Annotated in this window: 15 protein-coding genes; 7 read left to right on the top strand and 8 right to left on the bottom strand. The window is 46.0% G+C overall.

Going from position 1 to position 17,756, the window contains the following annotated elements; genetic code table 11:
• Positions 1-42 precede the first annotated feature (42 nt).
• From H5300_RS07540 to glyQ, 4 genes are all read right to left on the bottom strand, one after another.
• Positions 43-1,293, bottom strand: a complete 1,251-nt coding sequence (locus H5300_RS07540) for a valine--pyruvate transaminase (protein ID WP_017092348.1) — start codon at positions 1,291-1,293, stop codon at positions 43-45.
• Between the two features lie 255 nt (positions 1,294-1,548).
• On the bottom strand, positions 1,549-3,636 hold the full coding sequence (locus H5300_RS07535; RefSeq protein WP_182795736.1) for an alpha-amylase: 2,088 nt from the start codon (positions 3,634-3,636) through the stop codon (positions 1,549-1,551).
• Between the two features lie 202 nt (positions 3,637-3,838).
• Positions 3,839-5,920, bottom strand: a complete 2,082-nt coding sequence (gene glyS, locus H5300_RS07530; RefSeq protein WP_182795735.1) for a glycine--tRNA ligase subunit beta — start codon at positions 5,918-5,920, stop codon at positions 3,839-3,841.
• Positions 5,921-5,922: 2 nt separating this feature from the next.
• Entirely contained in the window at positions 5,923-6,852 is a 930-nt protein-coding gene (gene glyQ / locus H5300_RS07525) for a glycine--tRNA ligase subunit alpha (RefSeq protein WP_017073808.1), read from the bottom strand.
• Between the two features lie 420 nt (positions 6,853-7,272).
• Between glyQ and H5300_RS07520 the strand changes: the two genes are divergently transcribed.
• Together H5300_RS07520 and H5300_RS07515 are read left to right on the top strand one after the other, a co-directional pair.
• Positions 7,273-7,827 (top strand): TMEM165/GDT1 family protein, encoded by a 555-nt coding sequence (locus H5300_RS07520; protein ID WP_017077289.1) that lies wholly within the window; start codon positions 7,273-7,275, stop codon positions 7,825-7,827.
• Between the two features lie 151 nt (positions 7,828-7,978).
• The gene (locus H5300_RS07515) at positions 7,979-8,233 is read left to right on the top strand and encodes a hypothetical protein (protein ID WP_004736676.1); all 255 of its coding nucleotides are present in this window, start codon (positions 7,979-7,981) and stop codon (positions 8,231-8,233) included.
• A gap of 84 nt (positions 8,234-8,317) precedes the next feature.
• Here H5300_RS07515 and tusA read toward each other — a convergent pair whose 3' ends face one another.
• The gene (gene tusA, locus H5300_RS07510) at positions 8,318-8,569 is read right to left on the bottom strand and encodes a sulfurtransferase TusA (protein ID WP_004736675.1); all 252 of its coding nucleotides are present in this window, start codon (positions 8,567-8,569) and stop codon (positions 8,318-8,320) included.
• 149 nt (positions 8,570-8,718) lie between these two features.
• On the opposite strand from tusA, the gene H5300_RS07505 reads away from it, so the two are divergent.
• Positions 8,719-8,904, top strand: a complete 186-nt coding sequence (locus tag H5300_RS07505) for a hypothetical protein (protein WP_004736674.1) — start codon at positions 8,719-8,721, stop codon at positions 8,902-8,904.
• A gap of 156 nt (positions 8,905-9,060) precedes the next feature.
• Complete coding sequence (locus H5300_RS07500) at positions 9,061-10,002, top strand: LysR family transcriptional regulator (protein WP_017083704.1); 942 nt, start codon at positions 9,061-9,063, stop codon at positions 10,000-10,002.
• A gap of 105 nt (positions 10,003-10,107) precedes the next feature.
• Here the strand turns inward: H5300_RS07500 and H5300_RS07495 are convergent, their stop codons facing one another.
• The 3 genes from H5300_RS07495 to fadB form a co-directional block, all read right to left on the bottom strand.
• The gene (locus H5300_RS07495; RefSeq protein WP_182795734.1) at positions 10,108-11,088 is read right to left on the bottom strand and encodes an MDR family oxidoreductase; all 981 of its coding nucleotides are present in this window, start codon (positions 11,086-11,088) and stop codon (positions 10,108-10,110) included.
• Between the two features lie 242 nt (positions 11,089-11,330).
• A complete protein-coding gene (fadA, locus tag H5300_RS07490) occupies positions 11,331-12,494 on the bottom strand; it encodes an acetyl-CoA C-acyltransferase FadA (RefSeq protein ID WP_004736671.1) in 1,164 nt (387 codons plus the stop codon).
• Positions 12,495-12,520: 26 nt separating this feature from the next.
• On the bottom strand, positions 12,521-14,692 hold the full coding sequence (gene fadB, locus H5300_RS07485) for a fatty acid oxidation complex subunit alpha FadB (protein ID WP_102451428.1): 2,172 nt from the start codon (positions 14,690-14,692) through the stop codon (positions 12,521-12,523).
• A 227-nt stretch (positions 14,693-14,919) separates the two neighbouring features.
• Between fadB and H5300_RS07480 the strand changes: the two genes are divergently transcribed.
• Genes H5300_RS07480 through hemG form a run of 3 tightly spaced genes read left to right on the top strand, consistent with a single transcriptional unit; the run spans position 14,920 to position 17,572 of the window.
• Entirely contained in the window at positions 14,920-15,543 is a 624-nt protein-coding gene (locus H5300_RS07480) for a YigZ family protein (protein ID WP_102462813.1), read from the top strand.
• A gap of 34 nt (positions 15,544-15,577) precedes the next feature.
• Complete coding sequence (locus tag H5300_RS07475) at positions 15,578-17,035, top strand: TrkH family potassium uptake protein (protein ID WP_017077285.1); 1,458 nt, start codon at positions 15,578-15,580, stop codon at positions 17,033-17,035.
• A gap of 9 nt (positions 17,036-17,044) precedes the next feature.
• Positions 17,045-17,572 carry a menaquinone-dependent protoporphyrinogen IX dehydrogenase gene (gene hemG / locus H5300_RS07470; RefSeq protein ID WP_017077284.1) on the top strand — a complete coding sequence of 176 codons (528 nt, stop codon included), beginning with the start codon at positions 17,045-17,047 and terminating at the stop codon, positions 17,570-17,572.
• Positions 17,573-17,756: the final 184 nt, after the last annotated feature.

The raw sequence follows: 17,756 nt of genomic DNA, 5'->3' as shown, positions 1-17,756 counted from the left end.
GCTCTTTTTTGTATTTGGCCTACAGTAACCTAAAAGGTTTTATTACTGTTCTGAGTAAGCCTTTTTCACTTCTTCAGCAATGATTGAAATGCCTTTCTGCATCGCCTCATCATCTTGCACGTAGTTCATGCGTAGACATTGATGGGCATGATCCCACTCGTCTTCTTGGCCGATAAAGAAGTATTCACCCGGAACAATCAATACGCCACGAGCTTTGAGGCGGTCGTACAGCTCCATGGTGGTAATCGGCAGTTCATCAAACCATAGCCATAAGAAAATCGCGCCTTCAGGCTTGTGGATACGGAAGCGAGGGTCATCGATCGCTTCTTGTAAGAGCTCAACTGCACGTAGAGATTTATCTTTATAGAAAGGTTTGATTACCTCGCTGCTTAAGCGCAGTAAATCGCCTTTTTCAATCATGTGGTTAGCAATCGCAGGACCAACACTATTGGGTGCTAGGCTGATAATGCCATTCATGTTGGTCAGAGCTTGTGTTACTTCTTCGCTCGCAATCACGATACCGCAACGCACACCCGGCAAACCAAGCTTAGATAGGCTCATGCACAGAATGGTATTTTCATTCCAGAACGGCTCGACATCTTCAAAGATGATGTTTGGAAACGGCAGGCCGTAAGCATTGTCGATCAGCAGTGGGATGTTGTTTTCACGCGCCAGTTTATCCAGTTTACGTACTTCTTCGTCGGTCAGCACGTTACCGGTTGGGTTGGTTGGGCGAGAGGCACAGATAGCGGCAACCGAGTCATCAACCTTGAGCTGTTCAAAATCAACGTGGTATTTAAACTGGCGGTTTTCTAGCAGTTCGATCTCTGGGTGGTAAGAGATAAAAATATCGTCATCAATGCCAGCATCGCCGTAGCCGATGTATTCCGGCGCGATCGGTAGCAAGATTTTCTTGTGTGATCCGTCTGGCTGTTGGCCTGCTAAAAGATTGAATAGGTAAAAGAAGCCACTTTGACTGCCGTTGGTCAGGCTGATGTTCTTCTCGCTGATGTCCCAACCATAAGTTTCTTTCAGCATTGCCGCTAACGACTTAATGAAGCTGTCTTTGCCTTGCGGACCATCGTAGTTGGCGAGGGCGGCGATGAGTTCTCCACTGGCGAGCATGTCGGCACTGGCTTGGTTAAAGTAATCGAGCATGGCTGGGATAGCGGCTGGGTTGCCACCACCGAGCATGATTGCGCCAGGAGTGCGCAGGCCATCATTCAAATCATCCATTAAACGAGTGATTCCAGAGTATCGATTAAATTTTTCACCAAACTTAGAGAACTGCATTACTTATTTTACCTAATTCATTGTGATTGCTTGTTATGTGTCATTAAGGCAGACCTTATGTCTACCATCAGTGTGTTCCTTGAACATACCGCAATGTTTTTGCGACGCATAGCGCCAAATGCTCTAACGTGAAAAAAACTTCTATAAAGTTTAACTAATGAGTGTCTGCTTTCTTATTGAACGAGTGTTTCGTGATCAAAAAAGGAGAAGCCTAAGCTTCTCCTTTTAATTTGTGCGGGTTATTTCAATCAGCGTTTACTTTGAGCCGGTATAAACGACTAATACCTTGTCATCTTGGTATTGGCGTTCGAACGCATAGTAGCCCTGGCTGTTACGAATGATGTGCTTACCTTGGGCTACCGCTGGGTGGCGTTGGCGGAATTGGCCAAGGGTTTGCCAGTGTTCTAACAGCTGCGCTCGTTCGCCTGTGATTTGATCCCAAGGCATGTCTGAACGGGTGCCCTGCATCGGATCTGATCCTGTTGGGCCGAAATCACGAGCGATTTCATCACCGTAATAGATCTGCACTGCACCAGGAGTCAGCATCAACGCGTTTGCAGCTTTGGTTTGTTTAGCAAAGTCACTGCCGTGCTGTGTCCAGAATAACGAGGTGTCGTGAGATGAAAGGTAACTCAACACGTTGAACTCACTGTCACTGTTGATCTTGTCTGCGTAGCGCAGGTAGTCAGCATCGAGATCGGATAGACACTTAAGTGCTTTGGGTGCGATATCACTCTGGAATTCAAAGTTGATGATCGAATCAAACCCGTTAGCGAAATAGTCTGATTTCACCACGCTGTGTGCCCATACTTCACCCGTCATCCAGAATGGTAGGTCATCCAACGCTTTGTCTGGGTTGTTCTGCTTCCATTCTGCAAGCGCTTGATTAGTGCTCTCTTTCAGTTCTGCCCACGCATCTAACTCAACGTGCTTCGCGGTATCGACTCTAAAGCCATCAACGCCATATTCGCGTACCCAGTCAGACAACCAAGTGATGAGATGTTCACGAGGGGTTTTGAGTTCATCGGTCGCGCTGGTGGACTTATTGAGATAGAAATTAGGCAGCCCGGTTGTCTCTGTCGACTCTGTTTTGAAATCGGGCAGGTGCGCCAAAGACATGGTGAGGTTATTGTAACCCGGAGAGTCATAGGCGCCGATATCGCTGCGCAACCAAGCTTTGCCCCACCACTTTTCCCACGCTTCTTTGTCGCTGTAAGAGATGTAGTTGTTGAAGTAGTGCCAGTTCTGACCTTTAGCGGGTTGCCAATCTGTCCAATTTTCGCCAAGTGTTTGTTTGGCTTCTTCGTCAGTTAGGTTGAGCTTACCAAAATCAAACTCTTGCATGTCGGCAAGTGTCGCATAACCGGTGTGGTTCATTACCACATCCCAAACAACGCGAATGCCTTTGCTGTGCGCGGTATCGATGAAGGTTTTCAGCTCGTCTTCGGTGCCCATGTTGTCATCGAGCTTGGTCCAATCTTGATGGTAGTAGCCGTGGTAGCCGTAGTGTTTGAAGTCACCGCGATCACCGCCGCCAACCCAGCCATGGATCTGCTCTAGTGGAGAGGTAATCCAGATGGCATTGGCACCGAGTGATTCTATGTAGTCGAGTTTTTCGGTTAACCCGGCTAAGTCACCACCGTGGAAGGTGGCTATTTCATCTTGTCCATCTTGGCTACGATTGTAACTGTTGTCGTTATCAGGGTTGCCATTGTGGAAGCGGTCGGTCATCACGAAGTAAACCGTGGCGTTGTCCCAACTAAAATCGGCTTTGGTTTCTGGTTCTACTTTCTCGAGTAGCAGAACGCCTTGGCTATTTTCTGCTGGCTGCATGGTGACGCTGCCGTTGGTAACTGTGACTTGTTTTCCTGAAAGGGCGTCTCTTACCAAGGTGCCATCATCAAAGGTTTGAGCAACGTTGATGGTGGTTGGCTGGTCACTAGGTACTGGGCAGGCAAAGCTTTGAACTTGTTGCTGCTTTGGCTTTATCTGAACCGTGAGTTCATTGGTCTGTGGGTTGAGCGTAAACTGGTAGGTGTTAGCGCGAAAGACCTTGATGGCGATTTCAGAATTCTCGGCACAGTCGTCTAGACGAAGGGGTTTATTGAATTTGATGCGACTCTCTTCAGCCAAAGCATAGTTAGTACCACAGGTATTTTGAGCGTCGCTGATAGAGAAGGTATAGCTACCTTTGGCGAGTTCCTGTTCTGCAATTACGGTGCCTTTACCTGATGATTCAAATACGACAGTGTCGTTATCAATTGTCAGTAATAGGTTATTGTCACTGGTTTGGCTGCATGCGCTGAGTGCGAGCATTGAAAGCGCGAGTACTGTTTTTTTCATTGTTCCCTTCCCCTGAATAAACAGGTTATTTATAGCAAACAATGCCCTCTACAGTCTGAGTGCTGTTTCATTCAGTTAATCAATAATACGCCTACAAACAAATGCTTGGTTCACAAAAACAAAAAGGGAAGCTTTCGCTTCCCTTTGGGTGTTTACCGTTAGTTACTCAGAGTATGACTTAGAGCAACTGTCTCACTCGTGCTTATTTTTGCAGTAGAGAGATGTCAGCAATCTGTAGGAACAGGTTACGTAGGTTGTTCAGTAGCGTTAGACGGTTTTTCTTAAGCGCTTCATCATCAGCCATAACCATTACGTTATCGAAGAATGCATCAACGGGTTCGCGTAGATCAGCAAGTTTGCTTAAGGCTTCTTGGTAGTTGCCTGTCGCGAATGCTGGTTCTAGTGCTTCCGTCATTACTTCAACGTTTTCAGCCAGCGCTTTCTCTGCGTCTTCTTGAAGAAGCGCTAGATCGATTTCAGCGGGTAGATCGCCATCGAATTTCGCGAGGATGTTACCTACACGCTTGTTCGCTGCTGCTAATGCTTCTGCTGCTTCCAGTTCACGAAAGTGAGAAACCGCTTTAACACGTTGGTCAAAGTCAGCTGGCTTGGTTGGACGACGTGCTAGTACCGCTTGGATGATATCAACGCTGAAACCAGCATCTTGGTACCATGCGCGGAAACGACCTAGCATAAAGTCGATAACGTCAGCTTCTACGTTTTCGTTAGTTAGCTTGTCGCCTAGTAGCTCTTTCGCTTTACCGATAAGGTCAGTTAGGTCTAGGTTGTAGCCGTTTTCAACTATGATACGTAGCACACCTAGTGATGCACGACGTAGAGCGAATGGGTCAGAACCTTTTGGTGCTTGGCCAATACCGAAGATACCCACGATAGTGTCTAGCTTGTCTGCCATTGCTACAGCAGAAGAGATGCCAGTGCTTGGTAGTGTGTCACCTGCGAAACGAGGCATGTACTGCTCGTAAAGTGCCAGTGCTACTTGATCGTCTTCACCATCGTGCGTTGCGTAGTGCATGCCCATCACACCTTGAGTATCCGTAAATTCGAATACCATTGATGTCATTAGGTCACACTTAGCTAGTAGGCCTGCGCGCTTAGACTTTTCAACGTCAGCATCGATTTGCTCAGCAATGTAGCCAGCAAGTTCTGTGATGCGGTCTGTTTTGTCTTTTATTGTACCCAATTGCTTCTGGAAGATAGCTTGGTCTAGTTCAGCAAGACGGTCGATAAGCGGACGCTTACGGTCGGTGTTGAAGAAGAACTCAGCATCAGCAAGACGTGGACGGACAACCTTCTCGTTACCTTCGATAACGTGACGAGGCTCTTTAGACTCGATGTTCGATACGAAGATGAAGTTTGGTAGAAGGCTTCTTTCAGCGTCACCAATCTCATGCGAATAAACAGGGAAGTACTTCTGGTCGCCTTTCATGGTGTAAACCAAAGCTTCAGAAGGCACTTTTAGGAACCCTTGCTCAAACTTAGCAGTAAGCACCACAGGCCATTCAACCAAAGAGGTAACTTCTTCAACAAGGTCATCTTCTAGGTCAGCAATACCGCCAACCGCATCTGCTGCTTTTTTAGCATCAGCAAGAATGATCGCTTTACGCGCATCGTAATCTGCCATTACTTTACCGCGCTCTTCTAGGATCGCAGGGTATTGGTCAGCAGAGTCGATTGTGAACTCTTGTTCGCCCATGAAACGGTGGCCACGGATAGTACGAGCAGAAGCTACGCCTAGGATTTTGCCTTCAACAAGCTCATCACCTAGTAGTACTGTCAGTGTTTTCACTGGACGGATAAATTGAATGTCTGAGTTACCCCAGCGCATTGCTTTAGGAATTGGTAGGCCAGCCAGTGCTTTCGCAGCGATGTCCATTACCAATTCTTGAACTGGTTTGCCAGCCACTTCTTGTTTGAAAAGAAGCCACTCACCTTTGTCTGTTTTCAGACGGTCAGCTTGCTCAACAGTAATACCGTTACCACGAGCCCAACCTTGTGCAGCTTTAGTCGCGTTGCCTTCAGCATCGAATGCGACAGAAATTGCAGGACCGCGCTTCTCAACGACTTTGTCTGCTTGGCCTTCAGCCAGTGCCGTCACTTTAAGTGCTAGACGACGAGGTGCTGCGTACCACTTGATGCCTTCGTGAGAAAGCTCAGCCGTTTTAAGACCCGCTTCAAAGTTAGAAGCAAAGGCTTCTGCTAGAGAACGAAGTGCCGTTGGCGGAAGCTCTTCCGTACCCAGTTCAATTAGAAAATTCTTCGCCATGATTATTTACCTTCCTTTTTTTCTACAGAACGGCACATTGGGAAGCCAAGCGCTTCACGTGACGCGTAGTACGCCTCTGCAACAGCTTTAGTCAGGTTGCGGATACGAAGGATGTAACGTTGACGCTCTGTTACAGAGATAGCTTTGCGCGCATCAAGAATGTTGAATGCGTGACCTGCTTTTAGAATGCGCTCGTAAGCTGGAAGCGGCAGTGGCTTCTCAAGCTCAAGTAGCTCTTTACACTCTTTTTCGCACTGGTCGAAGAAAGTGAATAGGAAATCTACGTCTGCGTGCTCGAAGTTGTACGTTGATTGCTCAACTTCGTTTTGGTGGAAGATGTCACCGTAAGTCACGTTAGAACCGTCTGGTGCTACGTTCCATACAAGGTCGTAAACAGAGTCTACTTCTTGGATGTACATTGCTAGACGCTCGATACCGTAAGTGATCTCACCCGTTACAGGCTTACACTCAAGACCGCCAACTTGTTGGAAGTAAGTGAATTGAGTCACTTCCATACCGTTTAGCCATACTTCCCAACCAAGACCCCATGCGCCTAGCGTTGGGTTTTCCCAGTTGTCTTCTACGAAGCGAATATCGTGAACAAGTGGATCGACACCAAGAACTTCAAGCGAGCCTAAGTACAACTCCTGGATGTTATCTGGAGAAGGTTTTAGAGCTACTTGGAATTGATAGTAGTGCTGCAGGCGGTTCGGGTTTTCACCGTAACGACCATCGGTCGGACGACGAGAAGGTTGAACGTATGCCGTAGACATTGGCTCTGGGCCAAGTGCACGTAGACATGTCATTGGGTGAGAGGTGCCAGCACCTACTTCCATATCTAGTGGTTGAACAATGGTACAACCGTTTTGTGCCCAGTAATCCTGCAGCGCGAGGATCATTCCCTGGAAGGTTTTGATATCGTATTTTTGCATAGTCAGGTTCGCGCGATTCTTTTAAATGAATGAGAAAAATAACCTCTGAGTATACCGAGATATTGGTAAAGCGAGTAGGGGTAATCTTGTTTAATTAGTAGTCTAAAATGTCGTTTAGTGGATTTTTTTGCCTTTAATGTTTGTTTTTCGGCACAAGTGGATATTTTGATAACTTTGACACTTGTGTTTGAAAGCGTGGGTGATTAAAATCTCGCGGTCTTTGGGGAGTAGCTTACTTATTCATATCCTATTGAATGAGTTCGTCCGTCAACATAATTGATGCAAAATCATCATGGCGTTCGAGGCAACCACCATCTTGGTGGCGCTTAGCAAGACCTTAGACAAGCATCGTGAACCGGGATGGGGCGCGAGGTTTGTCTTTGGTTAAATATAATAATCTCCGTCCCAAATGAGCATGTCGTGAGCGTTTTAGCAATTTCAATTACAACTGTCGCCTTAGCCGAGATCGGTGATAAGACTCAGTTGCTATCCCTTTTATTAGCCAGTCGATATCGCAAGCCGATACCTATCATCGCGGCTATCTTCTTTGCCACCATTGCCAATCATGCTCTTGCTGCATGGCTCGGTGTCGTTATCGCAGATTACTTATCTCCTGAAATCTTAAAATGGGTGCTGGTGGTCAGTTTCATTGCGATGGCGGGCTGGATTCTGATTCCGGATAAGTTGGATGACGATGAGCAGATCTCGAATCGAGGCCCATTTGTCGCCAGTTTTATCGCTTTCTTTATTGCTGAGATTGGCGATAAGACTCAGATTGCGACCTCCATTCTAGGGGCTCAATATTCTGATGCATTAACGTGGGTAATTCTGGGTACTACCATTGGTATGTTGCTGGCGAATGTGCCAGTGGTGATCATTGGTAAGTTATCGGCAGATAAGATGCCTCTTGATCTGATTCGCAAGATCACCGCCTTGTTATTCGTGGGTTTGGCTATCGCAGCGGCTTTCTATTAAGCGGTAGTATTGAGTCTTATTATATTCAACCAGTGGAGTAGTGTGTTGTAGGTCATACTCTTACAGTATTGTCGGGTTTATCGAGCGAATGGACATATAACTGTCATACTTGTCATGATATTTTAATCTTGTGAGTTAAGAACACGAGGGCATGATTATGTTGACGCGTTATATGGGTATTACTCCACAAAGCCAAAGTTATCTATTTACCTTTGGTCTTGCACTTACACTATTAGGCATGGTGTTGACGGACATGTGGCTACCAATGGTGGCTGGTTCGATGATCATGACTGGGCTTGCGGTAGAGGCCTGGATTCGAGTGGCGCATATTATTCCTATGCGCAAAGATATCCGAGAAATTCAGCATCAGCTTGAGCATCTGCAAAACAAGTCTAGAAACGAATAAATAAAAAGCCGCTCGTACTCTGAGTTCTGTTGAAGAACATTAAGGTACGAGCGGCTTTTTTGATGCTTGATACTCGGTGGGGCGTTATGCCTCCAATCCCTTTCTGATCAAATACTGGTAAGGTAACGTTTCTGTCGCTTGACCTACCAACTGGTGATCCATGAATCGACAAAAGCTCGGGATATCTCGAGTTGTCGAAGGATCGTCAGCTTTTACCAGTAACACATCGCCATCCTGCATGTTTCTAATTGTCTTCCTGACCATCATTACTGGTTCCGGGCAACGTAGGCCTTCAGCTTCTAAAGTATGGGTTGCCAGTTCAGGTTTGAATGTCATGGTTTGTATCTCTATTTCTATCTAACGAGTGAATAATACGTCTGCAGAAAAAATATGCAATAAGTGCTTGGCAAACAGAATCATTTCCTATAACTTGGTTAACAAGTTGATAACAACTCGAAACAAAGGCAACTAGCTAAGGAGTGGCGATGTTGACAGGATTAGATAGATTAACAATTTATTCAGTTCTCTGTTTTATTTCTTTCTGTGCGTTAGTTTTACGCTCATCGACAGAGACTTCACTGATGCCTATCTTTGGCATAGTAGCAACGATTATTGGTATTTGGGTAGAGATGCGCCGTTGGCAAGGTATAGCCGAAGAGCAAGAGCACTAACCCGAATACAACAAGCAAATTCCGATACGACAACATTCCGACACTATCCCCAGATTTTCTTGGGCTTCCCCGCATAATTGCGGGATTTTTTTTATCTAAAGCATGCTATAAACAACTTAGTAACTAATGACAGTTCTATACAACTAGGTAAGTGGCGTGGAATTAGAAGACATCTATCGTAGAGACCTGAATTTACTGGTCGCCTTAAAGGTATTGATTGAAGAGGGCAGCGTTAGTCAAGCCGCGCTTCGTCTGAACCTAAGCCAATCGGCAACCAGCCGAGTATTAGGGCGCTTAAGAGAACTACTCAACGATCCCCTGTTTACACGCCAAGGTCAGCACCTTATTCCCACCAAGAAAGCACTCGAGATCAGCCAGCGCATTGATCAGCCTTTAGAATCATTCCGTCAGTTGCTGAGTCCGAGTGATTTCGATCCTTACTATTGCAGTGAGCGTTTTTTAATTGCGACCACTGACTACGCGATGCAAACCATCTTGCCTTATGCGTTGCCTAAGATTTATGAACAAGCGCCGAACATATCTTTGGAGTTTGCTCCGCTGCAGCATGAACATTTGTTTAAACAGCTCAGCACCGAACGTGTGGATATGGCGATTTGTCGCCCGAGTGGCAGCATTGCACCACTTCATCAAGAGGTATTGGGGCCGGTCGGTGTATCGTGTCTGTTATCTAAAAACCACCCATTGGCGGATCAGCCTTTAAGCCTTGCAGACTATGTATCACTCCCGCACGCGATGATTGCGATCAGTGATGGTGTTAAAGCGTTATTAGATAATGCTTTAGCCAATCAAAACCCACGTAAAATGGTGCTACGTGCTTATCACCTTGAAGCCGCATTAGCGATTGTCGATAGAATGCCGTTGGTGATCACTGTACCAGCCGATCTGGCTTATTTGGTGGCAGAACGTTATGACTTAGTCGTCAAGCCATTACCATTTGAGTTTATGCCGTTTGATTACTCACTGATCTGGCACTCGCGCTGCGATTCTTCTGCCTCGCAACAATGGTTAAGAAGAGTGGTAAAAGAAGAGTGTGGTGAGCTGATTCAAAAACGGATTGCGGATGTAGGTTTGGGTTAACTGAGGTCTTAGCTTTGGTTCACTTGATTCTAATGACAAAAATGCAAAAGGGCAGATAGTAATCAGCCCTTTGTTGTTCTGGGATAGTTAAGCTTTAGCTGATTACTAAAGCTTTATAACTACGCGACCAGTGATTTGACCGTTAGTGATGTCTTCTGCAGCTTGAATTGCGCCATCTAAAGACACTTCTTTAGTCGCTTGGCCGTAGAAAGATTCTGGTAATAGCTCAGCCAGTTGTTCCCACGCTTTAATACGTTTTTCACGAGGGCACATTACCGAGTCCACACCTTGTAGGCGAACGTTACGCAGAATGAATGGCATTACCGTGGTTGGTAAGTCAAAACCGCCTGCTAGACCACACATTGCAACCGCGCCGTTGTAATCAATTTGTGCCAATACTTTCGCAAGTACTTTGCTGCCTACCGTATCGATAGCACCAGCCCACAGTTGTTTCTCAAGTGGCTTCGCCGGTTCTTCTAGTTCAGCACGCTCTACAATGCGTGTCGCGCCTAGTGATTTAAGTAGTTCACTGTTTGCAGAAGCACGACCAGTCACCGCAGCCACTTTGTAACCCAGTTGGTTAAGTAGCGTAATAGACACGCTGCCTACGCCGCCACTTGCGCCAGTGACTAGGATCTCACCGTCTTCTGGTTTGATGCCTGCATCCACGATAGCTTGCACACAAAGCATTGCGGTGAAACCTGCTGTACCGATCGCCATGACTTTCTTAGCGTCTAGACCCGCTGGCATTGGCACTAACCAATCACCGTTTAGGCTCGCTTTCTCAGCCATGCCACCCCAGTGACCTTCACCAACACCCCAACCAGTTAGAACAACTTCGTCGCCTGCTTTGTAACGCGGGTCATCAGATTGTGAAACCACACCTGAAAGGTCGATACCAGGAACCATAGGGAAGTTACGAACAATGCGCCCTTTACCTGTAATCGCCAAACCATCTTTGTAGTTCAAAGAAGAGTAGCTCACATCAACCTTCACGTTACCTTCTGGTAAGTGAGATTCATCAATTTGAGATACTGATGCGATAGTTTTTTTATCTTCTTGGTTTAGTACAAGTGCTTTAAACATGATCTGCTCCGTGGGAGGAATATTAGGAAACTGAAGTAACTTTAGTTGAATCATCGAAGAAAAAATAATGAAACATCAACATTGAATCTATGCGTTTTGTGCATAGATGTGAGTGATGTTTTTTCTCTCGCTAAGTTCGCTGAACGAATCGATACATTATTGGACGCCGAGCAATAAAAAGTGCAGCTATATAAATATAGCTGCACAAAAGATTACCCTACAAGTATTACAACCAACGACCGCTATGGGCGTTCAAATACCGTTGCAATACCTTGGCCTAAACCAATACACATGGTCGCTAAACCGTATTTCACGTCTTGTGCTTCCATCAGGTTGATTAGGGTCGTCGAGATACGAGAACCAGAACAGCCCAGTGGGTGACCAAGAGCAATCGCACCGCCGTTAAGGTTTACTTTCTCGTCAACCACATCCAGTAGACCTAGGTCTTTCGCACATGGAAGAGATTGAGCAGCAAACGCTTCGTTTAGCTCAATCACACCCATATCTTCGATGGTTAGGCCCGCACGTTTAAGTGCTTTTTTCGTCGCTGGTACTGGGCCGTAACCCATGATTGAAGGATCGCAGCCAGCGATAGCCATCGACTTCACGCGAGCGCGAATCTTCAGGCCAAGTGCGTTGGCTTTCTCTTCGCTCATGATAAGCATTGCCGATGCACCATCAGACAGTGCTGATGAAGTACCTGCTGTTACCGTACCGTTTGCTGGGTCAAATACCGGGCGAAGCTGAGATAAGCCTTCAACCGTAGTTTCTGGGCGAATGACTTCATCGTAATCCAGAGTGAACAGTGAACCGTCTGCTGCGTGAGCTTCTGTTGGCAGGATTTCATTCTTGAAACGACCTTCAACTGTAGCTGCTTGAGCTCGAGCATGTGAGCGCGCTGCGAATGCGTCTTGGTCTTCACGGCTAATACCGTGCATTTTGCCTAGCATCTCAGCCGTTAGACCCATCATGCCGGCCGCTTTCGCTACGTGTTTTGACATGCCAGGGTGAAAATCAACACCATGGTTCATTGGTACATGACCCATGTGCTCGACACCACCAATCAGGCAGATTTCAGCATCACCCACCATGATAGAACGGGTTGCATCATGCAGAGCTTGCATAGATGAACCACATAAACGGTTGACCGTCACCGCACCAATCTCAATCGGTAGACCAGCAAGCAAGGCAGCGTTACGTGCAACGTTGAAGCCTTGCTCTAGCGTTTGTTGTACACAACCCCAGTAAATGTCTTCAATTTCGACAGGGTTTACTTCTGGGTTGCGCTCTAAAATGCCTTTCATCAAATGTGCCGACAGATCTTCAGCTCGAGTGTGACGGAAAGCTCCACCTTTGGAACGTCCCATTGGGGTACGAAGGCAATCAACAACAACTACATTTTTCATTTTGCTATTCCTTTTCCAAATGTGGGTTACAGAGAACTGGCTTGTTGGCCGTCGTAAAAGCTTTCGCCTTTCGCTGCCATATCAAGCAATAGTTGAGGAACTTGGTACATTGCACCTAAGTCTTGGTAGCCTTTCGCCATTTCAACGAAGTTACCAATACCCACACTGTCTAAGTAGCGGAATACGCCGCCTCTGAATGGAGGGAAGCCTAAACCGTAAACCAGTGCCATATCCGCTTCTTGCGGTGTCGCGATAATGCCTTCTTCTAAGCAAAGCACCACTTCGTTGATCATTGGAATCATCACGCGCTGGATAATGGTCTGGTCATCAAAGTCTTGTGGCTGTTGGCATACGTCAGCCAAGATAGGAAGAATGTCTTCAGAGAAGGTCTTCTTAGGGCGACCGCGCTTGTCTACGCTGTACGTGTAGAAACCGCTGCCGTTCTTTTGGCCGTATTTTTCAGCGACATAAAGCGCGTCAATCGCATCACGCTCTTCTTTACCCATACGCTCAGGGAAACCTTGCGCCATTACTGCTTGGGCATGGTGTGCTGTGTCTAAACCAACAACGTCTAGTAGGTATGCTGGGCCCATTGGCCAACCGAACTTGCGCTCCATGACTTTATCGATCTTAGTGAAGTCAGCACCGTCGCGTAGCAACATGCTGAAACCGCCAAAGTAAGGGAAAAGTACACGGTTTACGAAGAAGCCAGGGCAGTCATTAACAACGATAGGGGATTTGCCCATTTTCGCTGCGTAAGCGACTACGCGATTAATTGTTTCTTCTGAAGTATGCTCGCCACGGATGATCTCAACCAAAGGCATGCGGTGTACTGGATTAAAGAAGTGCATGCCACAGAAGTTTTCAGGGCGCTTTAAAGATTTCGCTAACAGGTTGATTGGAATCGTTGAGGTGTTTGATGTAAGAACCGTGTCTTCACCAACCAGACCTTCCACTTCGCTCAAAACTGCTGCTTTTACTTTAGGGTTTTCTACAACCGCTTCCACAATCACATCTGATTGCTCAACACCTGCATAATGTAGACTTGGAGTAATAGAAGACAGAATGCCTGCCATCTTGAACCCATCCAGGCGACCGCGTGATAAGCGTTTATTCAACAGCTTAGAAGCCTCGTTCATACCAAGATCAAGAGACGCTTGTGCAATGTCTTTCATCATCACTGGCACGCCTTTCAATGCTGACTGGTAAGCAATACCGCCGCCCATGATGCCAGCGCCAAGTACTGCTGCGCGTTCAGTTGCTTTATTCGCAGACTTACCAGCTTGTTTTGCTAAGCCTTTAATGTATTGGTCATTTAAGAATAAACCGACAAGGGCTTTCGCTTCTTCAGATTTTGCTAGCTTAACGAAATGTTTGCGTTCAATGTCTAACGCCGCATCGCGATCGCTGCGCGCTGCTTCTTCAATTGCAATCACAGAAGTAATCGGAGCTGGGTAGTGAGGCCCTGCTTTTTGAGCCACTAAGCCCTTAGCCATGGTAAAGCTCATCATCGCTTCTAGTTTGCTTAGTGAAAGCGCTGACGTTTTTTGTTTGCGGCGTAGCTGCCAATCAAGTTTCTCATTGGCTGCCAAAGAAACCGTGTTGATCGCTGATTCTAGTAGTTGGTCTGTTTCAACAATCGCATCTAACAAGCCAACTTTAAGCGCTTCATCTGCACGGCATGCTTTGCCTTGAGTGATAATTTCCATCGCGCTGTCAGCACCGATAACACGAGGTAGGCGCACACAACCACCAAAACCAGGCATGATGCCAAGTTTGGTTTCTGGTAGACCTATGCTGGTGGTCTTGTCACCGATACGGAAATCGGTAGCGAGTACACATTCACAGCCGCCGCCAAGGGCATGGCCACGCATCATTGAAAGAGTTGGGACAGGAAGGTCTTCGAGCTTGCTGAAGATTGAATTAGCGAATCTTAACCATTCATCAAGTTCTGCTTCTGGCTTAGCAAATAGGCCAAGAAATTCAGTGATGTCTGCGCCCACAATGAACGCGTCTTTGTTTGAAGTTAAGATTAAACCACGTAATCCTGCGTGAGCATTAAGAGCATCTAACGCTTTATCTAGTGATTCTAAAGTTGCAAGGTCGAGTTTGTTTACAGATGCCGGTGCACAGAAGCTTAATTCCGCAATACCATCTTGTAATTCCTTTACCTGTAGGGTGTTAGCTTGGTAAATCATTGTCTATCTCCATGACATACAATCCACGATTGTTTGAGAGAATCTTGTTATCTTTCTATTATTGTAGAGCACCTGGTAAGACCAGTTGTTCTAGTCTGTACCTCTGCTTGATTAATTTCAATACATTTTTTAAACAATTGTTTAACATTGTGCGACAGCACAGATCCTCTAACCCTTATTATTCACGCGTGATACACTTCGTCGCTCTTAATAATTAAGTTAACGATATGAATGAACAGCCCTATTTAGTACCGTCAGCGTCGGCTTTATTTGAAGAAGAGATAAAAAAGAGCGTTTTTATTACTCATCTTGCTCATACTCCAAGTGTAGAAGCTGCTAAGCAGTTCGTTGAACAGGTAAAAAAAGAGCATTCTTCAGCGCGACATAACTGTTGGGGCTTTGCTGCAGGGCGACCTGAAGACTCGATGAAGTGGGGCTTTAGTGATGATGGCGAACCCTCGGGTACTGCTGGAAAGCCTATCTTGGCGCAACTGTCTGGTTCAGGTGTTGGCGAGTTAACGGCTGTAGTCACTCGCTATTCAGGCGGAATCAAGCTCGGTACTGGTGGTTTAGTTAAGGCTTATGGTGGTGGAGTACAACAAGCTCTCAAGCTGCTTCAAACTATCGAGAAAAAAATAACCACAAAATTACGGCTAGAGTTAGACTATGGCTTTGTGCCGATTGCACAATCCATCATGGCTCAGCATCAGGCTGTTGAAGTCCAAGCGGATTATGGTGTTCAAGTTGAGCTTATTATTGAAATAGAGCTCCTTCAGGTAGATTCGTTTACCCAAACCATGATCAATAAAAGCGGTGCTAAGGCACTGGTAACGAAAGTCAAAGACAACTAGGAAGTGTGAAGCATTTCGCTTCGTTCAATAGCTCATGCAATTTCGCTCAATTATTCGAATCGTCGGATTATTATTAGCACTTTTTAGTGTATCAATGCTCGCACCTGCGCTCGTCGCTCTGATCTATCGAGATGGTGCGGGTGTTCCATTTGTGACGACCTTTTTTGTTCTCTTATTCTGTGGAGCAACCTGCTGGTTTCCAAACCGACGTTATAAGCATGAATTGAAAGCGCGTGATGGCTTCTTGATTGTTGTTTTATTCTGGACGGTAATCGGTAGTGCTGGTGCGCTGCCGTTTTTGATCGCCGATAACCCCAATGTGTCGGTAACCGATGCTTTCTTCGAATCCTTCTCTGCATTAACAACCACGGGCGCGACCGTTATTGTCGGCCTCGATGATCTGCCTAAGGCGATTCTGTTTTACCGCCAGTTCCTGCAATGGTTTGGTGGTATGGGTATCATCGTATTGGCGGTAGCCATCCTTCCTGTTCTCGGCATCGGTGGTATGCAGCTATATCGTGCAGAAATCCCGGGCCCTGTAAAAGACAGTAAGATGACTCCGCGTATTGCTGAAACGGCAAAAGCGCTTTGGTACATCTATCTGAGTCTAACGATTGCTTGTGCGGTGGCGTTTTGGCTTGCAGGCATGAGCTTCTTTGATGCTATCAGTCATAGCTTCTCTACTATTGCGATTGGTGGCTTCTCGACTCACGATGCGAGTATGGGCTATTTCAATAGTCCGGCTATCAACATGATTACGGTCGTGTTCCTTCTTATCTCTGCGTGTAACTATTCGCTTCACTTTGCTGCATTTGCTTCTGGTGGTGTGCATCCTAAGTATTATTGGAAAGATCCTGAATTCCGCGCCTTTATCTTTATTCAAGCAGTCTTGTTCTTAGTTTGTTTCTTATTACTGCTTAATCACCACTCTTATGACTCGTATTACGATGCCTTTGATCAAGCCTTGTTCCAAACGGTATCTATATCGACGACAGCAGGCTTCACCACTACAGGTTTCTCCGAGTGGCCATTGTTCTTACCTGTTCTGCTTCTGTTCTCTTCTTTTATAGGGGGCTGTGCAGGTTCAACGGGCGGTGGTATGAAAGTTATTCGAATCTTATTGCTTACTCTACAAGGTGCTCGTGAAATGAAGCGTCTTGTTCACCCGCGTGCTGTCTATACCATCAAAGTTGGCGGTTCTGCGTTACCACAACGTGTTGTTGATGCGGTTTGGGGCTTCTTCTCTGCATACGCATTGGTTTTTGTGGTTTGTATGTTGGCTCTTATTGCTACTGGGATGGATGAGCTGAGTGCTTTCTCTGCCGTAGCGGCAACATTGAATAACCTTGGCCCTGGCTTAGGTGAAGTGGCAATGCACTTCGGCGATGTGAATGATAAGGCCAAATGGGTGTTGATCGTATCTATGCTGTTTGGTCGTTTAGAGATATTCACCTTATTAATTTTGTTGACCCCTACGTTTTGGCGTAGCTAAGGACATATTGTGGCAAAAGCTCTATTTTTGTATTCAAGCCGTGAAGGGCAAACCAAGAAGATCTTGAACTATATAAAAGAAGAAATGAATGAGTTCGAATGTGAGCTTCAAGATCTGCACACTATTAGTAATGTCGACTTTGCTCAATACGACAGAGTGTTGATTGGTGCATCTATTCGTTACGGCCACCTTAATAAGAAGCTATATAAGTTCATTGATGCCAACCTTACTCAGTTGCAATCCAATAAGGTTGCCTTCTTCTGCGTTAACTTAACGGCTCGTAAAGAAGACCAAGGTAAAGACACCCCTGAAGGTAGTGCCTATATTAAGAAGTTTCTTCTTAAGTCACCATGGCAGCCGACTCTAATCGGTGTATTCGCGGGTGCTCTCTATTACCCTCGTTATAACTGGTTCGATAAAACCATGATTCGCTTCATTATGAATATGACAGGCGGAGAAACGGACACAACCAAGGAAGTTGAGTATACGAACTGGGAAAAAGTCTCTTTATTCTCTAAAAAATTGCAAGAGATGTAAGAGAAAAGCCTACTTTTGAGGCGTTTTGTGCTCTTTTTAATCGAACGAATAAAAAAACGAGAAAAACTTCAAAAAGGGCTTGCCAGTGTGATCGAAATCTCTATAATGCGACCTCGTTGAAACGGGAAGGCTTCGTAAGAAACCAAAACGAATCAGCAGGTCAAATTAGCCAAGCTAAGCGCTT

Origin of the sequence: Vibrio sp. SG41-7 (assembly GCF_014164465.1) — a bacterium.
GTDB classification, from domain to species: Bacteria; Pseudomonadota; Gammaproteobacteria; order Enterobacterales; family Vibrionaceae; genus Vibrio; species Vibrio splendidus.
The sequence above is the reverse complement of the archived record's forward strand: the minus strand, read 5'-3'. Positions and strand labels throughout refer to the sequence as shown.

What these genes read in the sequence shown, in the direction of transcription:
- fadB (WP_102451428.1), bottom strand. Translation starts at nt 14,692, where the DNA reads ATGATTTACCAAGCTAACACCCTACAGGTAAAGGAATTACAAGATGGT.
- glyQ (WP_017073808.1), bottom strand. Translation starts at nt 6,852, where the DNA reads ATGCAAAAATACGATATCAAAACCTTCCAGGGAATGATCCTCGCGCTG.
- glyS (WP_182795735.1), bottom strand. Translation starts at nt 5,920, where the DNA reads ATGGCGAAGAATTTTCTAATTGAACTGGGTACGGAAGAGCTTCCGCCA.
- H5300_RS07535 (WP_182795736.1), bottom strand. Translation starts at nt 3,636, where the DNA reads ATGAAAAAAACAGTACTCGCGCTTTCAATGCTCGCACTCAGCGCATGC.
- H5300_RS07475 (WP_017077285.1), top strand. Translation starts at nt 15,578, where the DNA reads ATGCAATTTCGCTCAATTATTCGAATCGTCGGATTATTATTAGCACTT.
- H5300_RS07495 (WP_182795734.1), bottom strand. Translation starts at nt 11,088, where the DNA reads ATGTTTAAAGCACTTGTACTAAACCAAGAAGATAAAAAAACTATCGCA.
- H5300_RS07480 (WP_102462813.1), top strand. Translation starts at nt 14,920, where the DNA reads ATGAATGAACAGCCCTATTTAGTACCGTCAGCGTCGGCTTTATTTGAA.
- H5300_RS07515 (WP_004736676.1), top strand. Translation starts at nt 7,979, where the DNA reads ATGATTATGTTGACGCGTTATATGGGTATTACTCCACAAAGCCAAAGT.
- H5300_RS07540 (WP_017092348.1), bottom strand. Translation starts at nt 1,293, where the DNA reads ATGCAGTTCTCTAAGTTTGGTGAAAAATTTAATCGATACTCTGGAATC.
- fadA (WP_004736671.1), bottom strand. Translation starts at nt 12,494, where the DNA reads ATGAAAAATGTAGTTGTTGTTGATTGCCTTCGTACCCCAATGGGACGT.
- H5300_RS07505 (WP_004736674.1), top strand. Translation starts at nt 8,719, where the DNA reads ATGTTGACAGGATTAGATAGATTAACAATTTATTCAGTTCTCTGTTTT.
- tusA (WP_004736675.1), bottom strand. Translation starts at nt 8,569, where the DNA reads ATGACATTCAAACCTGAACTGGCAACCCATACTTTAGAAGCTGAAGGC.